At 60.2% G+C, this 12,580-nt stretch carries 9 protein-coding genes and 2 tRNA genes; 7 read left to right on the forward strand and 4 right to left on the reverse strand.

The window, feature by feature from the left end; translation table 11 throughout:
• Positions 1 to 137: 137 nt before the first annotated feature.
• The 3 genes from QOM10_RS02645 to QOM10_RS02655 all read left to right on the forward strand — a co-directional run bounded on the left by QOM10_RS02645 (position 138) and on the right by QOM10_RS02655 (position 4,744).
• Positions 138 to 1,325 carry an ATP phosphoribosyltransferase regulatory subunit gene (locus tag QOM10_RS02645; RefSeq protein WP_007915833.1) on the forward strand — a complete coding sequence of 396 codons (1,188 nt, stop codon included), beginning with the start codon at positions 138 to 140 and terminating at the stop codon, positions 1,323 to 1,325.
• Between the two features lie 54 nt (positions 1,326 to 1,379).
• Positions 1,380 to 2,669 carry an adenylosuccinate synthase gene (locus QOM10_RS02650; protein WP_127925613.1) on the forward strand — a complete coding sequence of 430 codons (1,290 nt, stop codon included), beginning with the start codon at positions 1,380 to 1,382 and terminating at the stop codon, positions 2,667 to 2,669.
• A gap of 140 nt (positions 2,670 to 2,809) precedes the next feature.
• Positions 2,810 to 4,744 (forward strand): methyl-accepting chemotaxis protein, encoded by a 1,935-nt coding sequence (locus QOM10_RS02655; protein WP_150750081.1) that lies wholly within the window; start codon positions 2,810 to 2,812, stop codon positions 4,742 to 4,744.
• A gap of 90 nt (positions 4,745 to 4,834) precedes the next feature.
• On the opposite strand, the gene QOM10_RS02660 is transcribed toward QOM10_RS02655, so the two are convergent.
• From QOM10_RS02660 to QOM10_RS02675, 4 genes are all read right to left on the reverse strand, one after another.
• On the reverse strand, positions 4,835 to 6,400 hold the full coding sequence (locus tag QOM10_RS02660; RefSeq protein ID WP_316917527.1) for an iron ABC transporter permease: 1,566 nt from the start codon (positions 6,398 to 6,400) through the stop codon (positions 4,835 to 4,837).
• A complete protein-coding gene (locus tag QOM10_RS02665) occupies positions 6,400 to 7,410 on the reverse strand; it encodes an extracellular solute-binding protein (RefSeq protein ID WP_127925616.1) in 1,011 nt (336 codons plus the stop codon). The genes QOM10_RS02660 and QOM10_RS02665 overlap by 1 nt, the downstream gene beginning before the upstream one ends.
• Positions 7,411 to 7,601: 191 nt before the next feature.
• Positions 7,602 to 7,688 (reverse strand) — tRNA-Leu (locus QOM10_RS02670).
• Positions 7,689 to 7,868: 180 nt separating this feature from the next.
• Positions 7,869 to 7,955 (reverse strand) — tRNA-Leu (locus QOM10_RS02675).
• Positions 7,956 to 8,180: 225 nt separating this feature from the next.
• Here QOM10_RS02675 and rnr point away from each other — a divergent pair.
• From rnr to rpsR, 4 genes are all read left to right on the forward strand, one after another.
• Positions 8,181 to 10,811: a ribonuclease R gene (gene rnr / locus QOM10_RS02680; protein WP_127925617.1), complete on the forward strand. Its 2,631-nt coding sequence runs from the start codon at positions 8,181 to 8,183 to the stop codon at positions 10,809 to 10,811.
• On the forward strand, positions 10,808 to 11,572 hold the full coding sequence (gene rlmB / locus QOM10_RS02685; protein WP_127925618.1) for a 23S rRNA (guanosine(2251)-2'-O)-methyltransferase RlmB: 765 nt from the start codon (positions 10,808 to 10,810) through the stop codon (positions 11,570 to 11,572). Before rnr ends, rlmB begins: the two co-directional genes overlap by 4 nt.
• A gap of 313 nt (positions 11,573 to 11,885) precedes the next feature.
• Positions 11,886 to 12,305, forward strand: coding sequence for a 30S ribosomal protein S6 (gene rpsF / locus QOM10_RS02690; protein WP_007915844.1), 420 nt, complete (start codon positions 11,886 to 11,888; stop codon positions 12,303 to 12,305).
• Between the two features lie 29 nt (positions 12,306 to 12,334).
• Complete coding sequence (gene rpsR, locus QOM10_RS02695) at positions 12,335 to 12,565, forward strand: 30S ribosomal protein S18 (RefSeq protein WP_002551829.1); 231 nt, start codon at positions 12,335 to 12,337, stop codon at positions 12,563 to 12,565.
• Positions 12,566 to 12,580 lie beyond the last annotated feature (15 nt).

A 12,580-nucleotide genomic window follows, 5' to 3' on the forward strand; every position in this document is an offset into this window, starting at 1 on the left:
GAAAGTGATGGGCGAAGCCAGTAACAGGCCTTTCGCCGCGTCGTTCATGCGCGTGCGTTTTGAACGGATCGGTCATTTTCTGCTTCACTCAAGGCTCGCCCGCAGGCTGGCCGCCCGGATCAAAGGGGAATGGCGTAATGGCAACGGTAGACCGCTGGCTGCTGCCAGATGGCATCGAAGAAGTACTGCCACCGGAAGCGGCGCGCATTGAAGTCGCGCGTCGTCAGGTGTTGGATCTGTTCCAGAGCTGGGGTTACGAGTTTGTCGTGACTCCCCATATCGAGTACCTGGAATCCCTGCTGACCGGCGCGGGCCAGGACCTGGATCTGCGTACCTTCAAGGTCATCGACCCGCAATCGGGCCGGCAGATGGGTTTCCGTGCCGACATCACGCCGCAAGTGGCGCGCATCGATGCGCACACCCTGCGGCGCGAAGGTCCGAGCCGTCTGTGCTACGCCGGCAGTGTGCTGCATGCTCAGCCGCGTGCACTGTCTTCCTCGCGCAGCCCGATCCAGTTGGGCGCCGAGTTGTACGGCGACGCCAGCCCGAGCAGCGACGTTGAAGTGATCAGCCTGATGCTGGCCATGCTGCAACTGGCCGACGTGCCGGATGTGCACATGGATCTTGGTCATGTCGGCATCTACCGTGGTCTGGCGCGTGCCGCCGGTCTGTCGGGTGAAGTCGAGCAGCAGTTGTTCGACGCGCTGCAACGCAAAGCCATCGACGAGGTCATTACCTTGACCGAAGGCCTGCCGGCCGATTTGTCCGGCATGCTGCGTGCGCTGGTTGATCTGTGCGGCGGCCGTGAAGTGCTGAGCGCTGCCCGTGAGCGTCTGGCCAATGCGCCGGCGCCGGTTCTGGCGGCACTGGAAGATTTGCTGGCGATCGCCGAGCGTCTGTCGGCGCGCTTCCCGGAGCTGCCGCTGTATTTCGATCTGGGCGAGTTGCGTGGCTACCACTACCACACCGGTGTGGTGTTCGCGGTATTCGTGCCGGGTGTTGGCCAGTCCATCGCTCAGGGCGGTCGTTACGACGACATCGGCGCGGATTTTGGTCGCGCACGTCCGGCAACTGGCTTTTCCACCGATTTGAAAACCCTGGTGACCCTGGGGCGTGCTGAGATCGAGCTACCGTCTGGCGGTATCTGGATGCCTGACAGTACGGATGCGGCACTCTGGCAGCAGGTTTGCCAGTTGCGCAGTGAGGGTCAGCGTGTCGTTCAGGCGTTGCCTGGACAACCTTTGGCCGCCGCCCGTGATGCGGACTGCGACCGGCAATTGATTCAGCAGAACGGGCTTTGGCAAGTATCGCCACTGGCTTCTTGAGTTTTCCTGCCGGCCATCGCCGGCACCAAGTTTGCGCGAATGAGGACAAGTGTTATGGGTAAGAATGTCGTAGTCCTGGGCACCCAATGGGGTGATGAGGGCAAAGGCAAGATCGTTGATCTGCTGACCGAACATGCTGCCGCCGTAGTGCGCTACCAAGGTGGCCACAACGCTGGCCACACGCTGGTGATCGACGGCGAGAAAACCGTCCTGCACCTGATCCCGTCGGGCGTGCTGCGCGAAGGCGTGCAGTGCCTGATCGGCAACGGCGTGGTGGTTGCACCAGACGCCCTGCTGCGCGAGATCACCAAGCTGGAAGAGAAAGGCGTACCAGTGCGTGAGCGTCTGCGTATCAGCCCGTCCTGCCCGCTGATCCTGTCCTTCCACGTGGCGCTGGACCAGGCCCGTGAAAAGGCCCGTGGCGAGCTGAAGATCGGTACCACCGGTCGCGGCATCGGCCCGGCGTACGAAGACAAGGTTGCTCGTCGTGGCCTGCGTGTTGGCGACCTGCTGAACATGCCGCGCTTCGAAGACAAGCTGCGTGAGCTGGTGGATTACCACAACTTCATGCTGGTCGGTTACTACAAAGAGCCGGCCATCGAGTTCGAAAAGACCCTGGCCGAGTGCAAGGAATACGCTGAGCTGCTGAAGCCGCTGATGCTCGACGTGACGGCTGAGCTGCACGACCTGCGTCGCGCCGGCAAAGACATCATGTTTGAAGGCGCCCAAGGTTCGTTGCTCGACATCGACCACGGTACCTACCCGTACGTGACCAGCTCCAACACCACCGCCGGTGGCGTGGCCACCGGTTCCGGCGTTGGCCCGATGTTCCTGGACTACATCCTGGGCATCACCAAGGCTTACACCACTCGCGTAGGTTCGGGTCCATTCCCGACTGAGCTGTTCGACGACGTCGGCGCACACCTGGCCAAACAAGGTCACGAGTTCGGCGCGACCACCGGCCGTGCCCGTCGTTGCGGCTGGTTCGACGCCGTTATTCTGCGTCGCGCTATCGATGTGAACAGCATCTCGGGCATCTGCCTGACCAAGCTGGACGTTCTCGACGGCCTGGAAACCATCAACATCTGCGTCGGCTACAAAGATGCGGACGGCAATGCTGTTGCCCCGACCGACGCTGACAGCTACGTAGGCCTGCAGCCTGTGTACGAAGAAGTGCCAGGCTGGACCGAATCGACCGTGGGTGCGAAAACCCTGGAAGAGCTGCCAGCTAACGCTCGTGCCTACATCAAACGCGTTGAAGAGTTGATCGGCGCGCCGATCGACATTATTTCGACGGGCCCGGATCGCAACGAAACCATCGTTCTGCGTCATCCGTTTGCTTGATAAGTCGTTGATGTAAAAACACAAAGGCCCCTTCATCGGGGCCTTTGTCGTTTATGCCTGTTGGACGGCATGACCTTTGCTGTGAATCTGTCTACAAGAGTGCCATCAAATTAATGGCGTCAGAAGTAGAGGGATTCACAGTGTCGGCCGTTCTCTCACTGTTACAAAGCCGTTTGTTGCGGCCCGTGTTCGTTACCCTTGGTATCGCCCTTTTGGTGCAGGTGTTGGTGGCCGTTGCCCTGACGCGGAGCACCGTCACCGCGCTGGAAGCTGATTTGGCGGTGCGCCTCGGCGCCGACAGCCAGAAACTCTCCGGCGAACTTGAGCAGGCGGGACGTGAAGTCACGTCGAGCCTCGATGCCTTGTCTGCCAGCACTCGTCAGCGCCTGACTGCCGGTCTGTCTTCGCGGCTGAAAGACGAGCAGGCGCAGTTGCGGGCGACGCTGGAAAAGGATCTGAAGGATTCGGCCAATGACATGGCGCAGTTGCTCGCCTCGGTGGCGCCGCGCGCCATGTGGGACAGCGACGTGCCGACCCTGTCCGAGTTCGCCCGCCGGGCCCAGCGCAACCCCAATGTGCTGTTCGTGGTCTACGACGACGCCACTGGCCAGCACCTGACCCGTTATCTCAACCGCGAAAACCCGATCAACAAGGCCTTGCTGGAAAAAGGCCAGGGCGAGCGTGCGCTGGATAAAGTGCTGGATGCGGCCAAGAACGATCCGTCGGTTTATTACCTTGAAGCCTCGATCAATCCCAACGGCGTGGAAATCGGCAAGGTGCTGATGGGCGTCTCCACAGCCTCGGTGGAAACCGATCTGGCGGCACTGGACAAGCGCTTCTCGGCGTTGATCGCCAGCAGTGATCAGTTGGTCGGCGATAGTCTCAAGGGCGCCGCAGGGGACAGTGCCAAAGCCATGCAGTCGCGCCTGCAATCAGCGCAGTCCACCGCAACCGAGATGAAATCCAATACCGCCAATACCGTTCAGGAAGCAGCAGCAACCTTGCGCTGGCGCATTGGCCTGGGCCTGGCGCTGGTCGGTTGTGGTGTGCTGTTGTTGCTGGCGGTAGTGTTGGGCCATCGCGTGGTCAATCGCCTGAAGATGCTCAACGCAGCGATGGATGACCTGGCGGCGGGCGAGGGCGATCTGACCAAGCGTGTGCAGATCAACAGCAAAGACGAAATCGGCGACATGGCCTCGGCGGTCAATCGCTTTGTGGATAAGTTGCAGCCGATCGTGCGTGAGGCGGGCGACGTTGCGCAGCGTACCGGCGTCGAGATTGGCGCGATGACCCTGCGCAATGCCGGTGCAGATGCGGCGGCCGGCATGCAGCGTGATGAGGTGGCGGAAAGCCTGCGAGCGCTGTCGCAAATGGCTGATGAGGCGCAGTCGGAAAGCCATGCAATGCAGGCTGCGTTGAAGCAGGTGGTGGATATTCGCCAGGCGACTGACGAAAACACTCGCACCTCCGCCAAGGTCGGCAGTCTGATCGAAGCGCTGGCGGGGCAGGTCGACACCGGGGCGAAAGTCATCGAGCGGCTGGCGCAGCAGAGCGAGCAGATTGAAGTGGTGCTGACGGTGATCCACGGGATCGCCGAGCAGACTAACCTGCTGGCGCTCAACGCGGCCATCGAAGCGGCGCGTGCCGGTGAAACCGGGCGCGGGTTTGCGGTGGTGGCGGACGAAGTGCGGGCGTTGGCGAGCAAGACACAAAGTTCTACCGGCGATATTCAGGCGCACATCGTCGCGTTGCAGCAGGGCGCGCGTGAGGCGGTCGAGGCGATCGGCCAGGCCGGGCGTCAGGCCAGCGAAGGGTTGCTGGTGTTGCGCGACAGCGCGCGCTTGCAGCAGTCAGTGCAGGCGTCGGTCGAGCAAGTGCATGCGGCGATAGGTCTGGCCACCCAGGCAGCGGCACATCAGGCGCAAGGTGCGCAGGCTGTGCGCGGGCGCGTCGAGACGATTCATGCGCAGGCCGAGAAAGCGGCGCAGGCGGTGGTGGAAACCACGGCAAGTGGCAAGGTGCTGGATGGCTTGGCGGCGCAGCTTAAGGCCAGCCTGGGGCAGTTCAGGGCTTGAGTTTGTCCGGGCTGGCCTCTTCGCGAGCAGGCTCGCTCCCACATTGGAATGCGTTTCTCTGTGGGAGCGAGCCTGCTCGCGAAAGCGGTATCAGCGGCTCAGATACATCCGCGTCGTCAGTAAATAAACCGGCAGTCCCGATACCAAAATCAACAACGCCGCATAAGGCGCCGCCGCGGCAAACTCGACATTCGCGGTATGCGCCCAAACCTCAGTCGCCAACGTGTTCAGCCCGGTCGGACTCAGCAGCAGCGTCGCCGTCAATTCCTTCATCGCATCCAGAAACACCAGTGCAAACGCCGCGCCCAATGCCGGGAAGATAATCGGCAGCGTCACCCGGCAAAAAGCCGTAAACGATGAAGCGCCCAGCGTGCGCGCAGCCTCTTCCAGCTGCGGCGCAGCTTTGTTCAGCGCTGTGCGAATCGGCGCCTGCGCCAGCGGTAAAAACAGCAGCGCGTAAGCAATCAGCAACAACCCCGAAGTCTGGTACAGCACCGGCACGTAATGCAGGGCGAAATACACCAGCGTCAACGCAATGACCAATCCTGGCAGGGCATGCAGCAGATACGGCAAGCGCTCGGCCCAGATCGCCAGTTGGCCTTTGTAACGCACCACCAGCAAACCGACCGGCACCGCCAGTACCAGACATAACGCCGCGCCGCCGAGCGACAGCGCCAGCGAGGACAGCAGTGCTTCGGTAATCGCTGCCACGGGGAATGCCGCCGAAGAACCCACCGCCAGCCAATACGCCAACATTCCCAGCGGAATCCCGCTGCCGACAATCGCCAGCAGCAGGCAATACAACTGACCGACCGCTGCCCAAGGCCCGAGCCGAACCTGCTCAGCCTGTCGCGCAGCACCTTGGCCGGTGCGCACATGCCGGCCTTTGCCGCGCACGCGCAGTTCCAGCCACAGCAGCACCAGACACAGGGCCAGCAATACGGCCGACAGCATCGCCGCGTTGGCGTTACTGAATTCCAGTTCGAATTGTTGATAGATCGCGGTGGTGAAGGTTTGCAGGCCGATGATCGACAGCGCGCCGAACTCCACCAGCATGTGCAAAGCAATTAGCAGCGAACCGGCCAGCAACGATGGCCAGAGCAGCGGCAAGGTGACGCGGAAGAACACGCCCCAGCGATTCTGTCCAAGGGTTCGCGCGGACTCTTCAAGGGAGGGATCGAGATTGCGCAGGGTTGCCGCTACCGGCAGAAAGATCAGCGGGTATTTCGACAGGCTCATCACCAGAATCGCCCCGCCAAGCCCTTCGAACTGCGCGCTCAAAGAGACCCAGGTGAAGCTGCTGACAAACGCCGGCACCGCGAACGGCAGGCACAGAATCACCCCCCACAGGCGTCGTCCCGGCAGATTGCTGCGCTCCAGCAGCCAGGCCAGCGACAGACCGATCACGCCGCACGCGAGGGTCACGCCAACCATCAATGCCAAGGTGTTGCGCAGCAGGCCGAACACATACGGGCGCCACAGCAAGTGCAGCGCCTCGGCCCAACCGGCCTGCCAGGCTTTGAGTCCGACATAGGCCAGCGGCAAAAGGCTCAGCACCACCAGCAGCAACACCGGCAGCACCAGCCAGATCGAAGGCCGCTTGCGTTTTGGCACGTAACCCCCGCGCGCGGCGGGGGCGGATAACGATGCGGCCATCAGTTCAAGCCAACTTCACGTTCCAGCTCCAGCGCTTCTTCGGCATTGCCCAGATCGGCTGGCGTTACGTTCGGCGCTTCCAGTTCGCTGAACGGCTTGAGTCCGCGATCCGATTCCATGCCTTTATGCAGCGGATACTCGGCGGTGGTCTGAGTGATCACGCGCTGGCCTTCTTCGCTGGCCATGTAGGCGAGGAATTGCTGGGCTTCTTTTGGATGCTTGCTGGATTTCAGCACGGCAGCGCTGGACACAGTGATCAGGCCGCCGACGTCACCACCCGTGAAGTAATGCAGTTTCGAGTCGAGTTTGCCTTTCTCGCGCTGCAGGGCGAACCAGTAATAGTTGTTCACCAGTACGGTGGCGACTTCGCCGTTTTCCACCGCTTTGAGGGCAACCATATTGTTGCTGTAGGTCTTGCCGAAGGCGCGCAGACCGGTTAGCCATTCTTCAGCAGCATCGCGACCGTGCATCTTGATGATCGCCACGGCCTGTTCCTGGAAGGCGCCGCTGGTCGGTACGAAGCCGACTTTGCCCTGCCACTGCGGATCGGAGAACTCCATCACCGATTTCGGCAGGTCTTTTTCGTCGACCAGTTTCGGGTTGTAGGCGACGACGCGAACGCGTGCAGTCACGCCGATCCAGGTGCCGTTACCGGCCACGTATTTTTCCGGAAGCACGGCCAACGTGGCGTCATCGGTCTTGGCCAGCAGGCCGAGTTCGCCGAGATTGTTCAGTGGCGGCGATTCTTCGGTGTAGATCACGTCGGCGGGAGAGCGGTCGCCTTCTTCGATGACCTGGCTGGCGAGCTGATTGCTGCTGCCCTTGCGCACATTGACGTGAATGCCGGTCTTGGCTTCGAAGGCTTTGGCGATCGCGTCGCCGACTTCCTTGTGCTGGCCGTTGTAGAGGGTCAGGGAAACCGCATCGGCAGCCTGGGTGAGGGGAGTGGCGAGCGCCAGGCCGAGGAAGGTGAAGGTCAAGCCTCGGCGCAGGGTATTTCGAAACGTCATTCGCAGGGTTCCTCACTGTCGCATTGCAAAAACTTGCAACAATGATAAACGATATTGTTTCTCAAGTGCGCCTTGCGGTGGGGCTGGCGTTTTGATAGGCGGGGTGGTGATAAAATTCTGGAAGCCAGAAACGCAAAAACCCGCTTTCGCGGGTTTTTGTGAAACTCAACGTCGTAACCTTGAGTTTGAATTGGTGCCCAGAAGAAGACTCGAACTTCCACGACCGTAAGGTCACCAGCACCTGAAGCTGGCGTGTCTACCAATTTCACCATCTGGGCAATCATCGCGAGCGTTGCCGCTGTTGATGTGGCGCACTATACGGAGCGCCTTTTGATCTGTAAACCCCTGATTTAATTTTAATAAATCAGTTTTAAGAAAACCCGGGCTTAGAATGCAAAAAACCCGCTTTCGCGGGTTTTGTGTGAGCCTTGAAACTGATCTAGTCTCAAACTCGAAATTGGTGCCCAGAAGAAGACTCGAACTTCCACGACCGTAAGGTCACCAGCACCTGAAGCTGGCGTGTCTACCAATTTCACCATCTGGGCAGTATCGGCAACGCTGTGCGTCGTCGATGGCGCGCACTATACGGAGCGTCTTTTTAACTGTAAACCCCTCTCAGCAAAAAACATGATTTTTTTTACCGGCGGTGGTCAAAACGGCTTTCAAGCAACGCTACAGCCCCGGATACGCGCCTTATAGAGTCGGAAATTTCCCGTTTCATGGCGCCTATGCCAAACTAACCCGCATATAGACAAGGTGAAAACTCTCTAATGGCCGATTGGCAGTCCCTCGATCCCGAGGCCGCTCGTGAAGCGGAAAAATATGAAAACCCTATTCCTAGCCGCGAACTGATCCTGGCGCATCTCGCCGATCGGGGTTCGCCTGCTGCCCGCGAGCAACTGGTCGAAGAGTTTGGTCTGACCACAGAAGACCAGATCGAAGCTCTGCGCCGCCGCCTTCGCGCCATGGAGCGCGACGCACAACTGATCTACACCCGTCGCGGTACGTACGCGCCGGTCGACAAGCTCGACCTGATCCTTGGCCGCATCAGTGGTCACCGTGACGGGTTCGGCTTCCTGGTGCCGGACGACGGCAGCGACGACCTGTTCATGAGCCCGGCGCAAATGCGTCTGGTATTCGACGGCGACCGTGCGCTGGCCCGTGTTTCCGGCCTCGACCGTCGCGGTCGCCGCGAAGGCGTGATCGTTGAAGTGGTTTCGCGTGCTCACGAAACCATCGTCGGTCGCTACTTCGAAGAGGGCGGCATCGGTTTCGTCGTTGCCGACAATCCGAAGATCCAGCAAGAAGTGCTGGTGACGCCGGGCCGCAACGCCAACGCGCAGATCGGTCAGTTCGTCGAGGTGAAAATCACCCACTGGCCGACGCCGCGCTTCCAGCCGCAAGGCGATGTGGTCGAAGTGGTCGGCAACTACATGGCGCCGGGCATGGAAATCGACGTTGCCCTGCGCACCTACGATATCCCGCACGTCTGGCCTGAAGCGGTTCTGAAAGAAGCCGCCAAGCTCAAGCCGGAAGTCGAAGAAAAAGACAAAGAGAAGCGCGTCGACCTGCGCCATCTGCCGTTCGTCACCATTGATGGCGAAGATGCCCGCGACTTCGACGACGCTGTTTATTGCGAAGCCAAACCGGGCAAGCTGCGCCTGTTCTCCGGCGGCTGGAAGTTGTACGTGGCGATTGCCGACGTTTCCAGTTACGTGAAGATCGGCTCGGCGCTGGATAACGAAGCGCAAGTGCGCGGCAATTCGGTGTACTTCCCCGAGCGCGTCGTGCCGATGTTGCCTGAGCAGTTGTCCAACGGCCTGTGCTCGCTGAACCCGCACGTCGATCGTCTGGCCATGGTTTGCGAGATGACCATCTCCAAGTCCGGCGAAATGACCGACTACTGCTTCTATGAAGCGGTGATCCATTCCCACGCTCGTCTGACTTACAACAAAGTCAGCGCGATGCTGGAAACGCCGAAAATCACCGAAGCGCGTCAGCTTCGCGGTGAGTACAACGACGTTCTGCCGCACCTCAAACAGCTTTATGCGCTGTACAAGGTGCTGCTGGCAGCTCGTCACGTACGTGGCGCGATCGATTTCGAAACGCAGGAAACCCGAATCATCTTCGGTACCGAGCGCAAGATTGCCGAAATCCGTCCGACCACCCGCAACGACGCGCACAAGCTGATCGAAGAATGCATGCTGGCGGCCAACGTGGCCACCGCCGAATTCCTCAAGAAGCACGAAATTCCTGCGCTGTACCGCGTCCACGATGGCCCGCCACCGGAGCGTCTGGAAAAATTGCGTGCGTTCCTTGGCGAACTCGGTCTGTCCCTGCACAAAGGCAAGGACGGCCCGTCGCCGAAGGACTACCAGGCCTTGCTGGCGAGTATCAAGGACCGTCCGGATTTCCACCTGATCCAGACCGTGATGCTGCGTTCGCTGAGCCAGGCGGTGTACAGCGCTGACAATCAGGGCCACTTTGGCCTGAATTACGAAGCCTATACCCACTTCACTTCGCCGATCCGTCGTTATCCGGACCTGCTGACGCACCGCGCGATCCGCAGCGTGATCCATTCGAAACAGGACACCCCGCACGTTCGTCGTGCCGGTGCGATGACCATTCCGAAGGCGCGCATTTACCCGTACGACGAAGCGGCACTGGAGCAACTCGGCGAGCAATGCTCGATGAGCGAGCGCCGTGCTGACGAAGCGACCCGCGACGTAGTGAACTGGCTCAAGTGCGAGTTCATGAAGGATCGCGTAGGCGAATCGTTCCCGGGCGTGATCACCGCAGTGACCGGTTTTGGTCTGTTCGTCGAACTGACCGATATCTACGTCGAAGGCCTGGTGCACGTCACCGCGCTGCCGGGCGATTACTACCACTTCGATCCTGTGCATCACCGTCTGGCGGGCGAGCGCACCGGTCGCAGCTTCCGCCTCGGCGATACCGTTGAAGTACGCGTGATGCGCGTTGACCTCGACGAACGCAAGATCGACTTCGAGATGGCCGAAAAAACCATCAGCGCGCCGATCGGTCGCAAAAAACGTGGCGCCGAAACCGCTGCGCCTGCTGCCAAGGCTTCGGAAGAAAAGGCTCCGGCAAAAACCGCCAGCCGTCGTCCGGTCAAGGAAAAGGCTGCCGAAGCCTATCGCCCTAGCGATGCCGTGGCGAAGAACGCCGAGCTGCGCAAAAGCCGTGAAATGAAGAAAGCGCTGCTTTCCGATGCCAAAAACGGTGGTAAAGCGGCGTCCGGGGGAAAGACCGGACGGTCGGCGCCTGAAAAGGCCTCCGGCGGCAAGCCAGCCAAACCGAGCAAACACCGTAAAGGCCCGCCAAAAGCGGGTTCGGCTCCAGCCAAAAGTGGCGGGGCACGTAAACCGAAGGCGAAGTCATGAGTCAGTTGGAAAAAATCTACGGCGTTCACGCGGTAGAAGCGTTGCTGCGTCACCACCCGAAACGCGTCAAGCAGATCTGGCTGGCGGAAAGCCGCAACGATCCGCGCGTGCAGACCCTGGTTGAACTGGCTAACGAAAATCGCGTTCAGGTCGGCCAGGCCGAACGTCGCGAAATGGATGCCTGGGTTGAAGGCGTGCATCAGGGTGTGGTCGCGGAAGTCAGCCCGAGCCAGGTCTGGGGCGAAGCCATGCTCGACGAGCTGCTCGATCGCACTGAAGGCGCGCCGCTGTTGTTGGTGCTCGACGGTGTGACCGACCCGCACAACCTCGGCGCTTGCCTGCGCTCGGCCGATGCGGCCGGTGCGCTGGCGGTGATCGTGCCGAAAGACAAGTCGGCAACTTTGACGCCGGTCGTGCGTAAGGTCGCTTGCGGCGCGGCGGAAGTGATTCCGTTGGTTGCGGTGACCAACCTCGCGCGTACGCTGGAAAAGCTTCAGCAGCGCGGTCTGTGGATTGTCGGTACGGCGGGTGAGGCCGAGGTCAGCATTTATGACCAGGATCTGACCGGGCCGACCATCCTGATCATGGGCGCCGAAGGCAAAGGCATGCGTCGCCTGACTCGCGAACACTGCGACTATCTGGTGAAGCTGCCGATGGCCGGTAGCGTCAGCAGTCTCAACGTCTCCGTAGCCACTGGCGTTTGCCTGTTTGAAGCACAGCGTCAGCGCGGCGCTAAAGCCAAGGCTGCCGCGAAGAAGTAGTCTTGAGCTGAAAGCGGTTCAAATGTGGGAGCGAGCCTGCTCGCGAAAGGGGTGTGTCAGACGACATTAATGTTGCCTGATGTATCGCATTCGCGAGCAGGCTCGCTCCCACAGTGTTTTGTGGTGTGGCATAAATGGGTGGTTGTTCAAATAATCACCAATTGCCTTGCACCTCTTCTGTCCCTTCTCTACAATTGCGCCCCTTGCTGTGACGGCAGGCACGCATGTGCCCCGCGCCAGCAAGTCCATAAGTGTCATTCACTCCTTGTCTGACCGTTTTTGAGCGGCAGGCTACAACCCGTAAGGAGCATTCATGCGTCATTACGAAATCATCTTTCTGGTCCACCCGGATCAGAGCGAGCAAGTCGGCGGCATGGTTGAGCGTTACACCAAGCTGATCGAAGAAGACGGCGGCAAAATCCACCGTCTGGAAGATTGGGGCCGTCGTCAACTGGCCTACGCAATCAACAATGTTCACAAGGCTCACTACGTGATGCTGAACGTTGAGTGCACTGGCAAGGCCCTGGCCGAGCTGGAAGACAACTTCCGCTACAACGATGCAGTGATCCGTAACCTGGTCATCCGTCGCGACGAAGCCGTAACTGGCCAGTCCGAGATGCTCAAGGCTGAAGAAAACCGCAGTGAGCGCCGTGAGCGTCGCGATCGTCCTGAGCACGAAGGCGCTGAAAGCGCTGAAGGCGAAGAGAACGACAGCGATAACGCTGACGAGTAATCCACGGACCTTATTAAGGAGCCTATCAAATGGCACGTTTCTTCCGTCGTCGTAAATTCTGCCGTTTCACCGCTGAAGACGTGAAAGAGATCGATTACAAAGATCTCAACACTCTGAAAGCCTACGTATCCGAGACCGGCAAAATCGTTCCAAGCCGCATCACCGGTACCAAAGCTCGTTATCAGCGTCAGCTGGCCACCGCTATCAAGCGCGCCCGCTTCCTGGCCCTGCTGGCCTACACCGACAGCCACGGCCGCTGAGACCGGGCAGTCGAC

Source organism: Pseudomonas sp. P108 (genome assembly GCF_032613195.1).
GTDB lineage: Bacteria > Pseudomonadota > Gammaproteobacteria > Pseudomonadales > Pseudomonadaceae > Aquipseudomonas.

Coding starts and splice junctions, on each gene's coding strand:
- QOM10_RS02645 (WP_007915833.1), top strand. CDS start 138: ATGGCAACGGTAGACCGCTGGCTGCTGCCAGATGGCATCGAAGAAGTA.
- rnr (WP_127925617.1), top strand. CDS start 8,181: ATGGCCGATTGGCAGTCCCTCGATCCCGAGGCCGCTCGTGAAGCGGAA.
- QOM10_RS02660 (WP_316917527.1), bottom strand. CDS start 6,400: ATGGCCGCATCGTTATCCGCCCCCGCCGCGCGCGGGGGTTACGTGCCA.
- rpsF (WP_007915844.1), top strand. CDS start 11,886: ATGCGTCATTACGAAATCATCTTTCTGGTCCACCCGGATCAGAGCGAG.
- rlmB (WP_127925618.1), top strand. CDS start 10,808: ATGAGTCAGTTGGAAAAAATCTACGGCGTTCACGCGGTAGAAGCGTTG.
- QOM10_RS02650 (WP_127925613.1), top strand. CDS start 1,380: ATGGGTAAGAATGTCGTAGTCCTGGGCACCCAATGGGGTGATGAGGGC.
- rpsR (WP_002551829.1), top strand. CDS start 12,335: ATGGCACGTTTCTTCCGTCGTCGTAAATTCTGCCGTTTCACCGCTGAA.
- QOM10_RS02665 (WP_127925616.1), bottom strand. CDS start 7,410: ATGACGTTTCGAAATACCCTGCGCCGAGGCTTGACCTTCACCTTCCTC.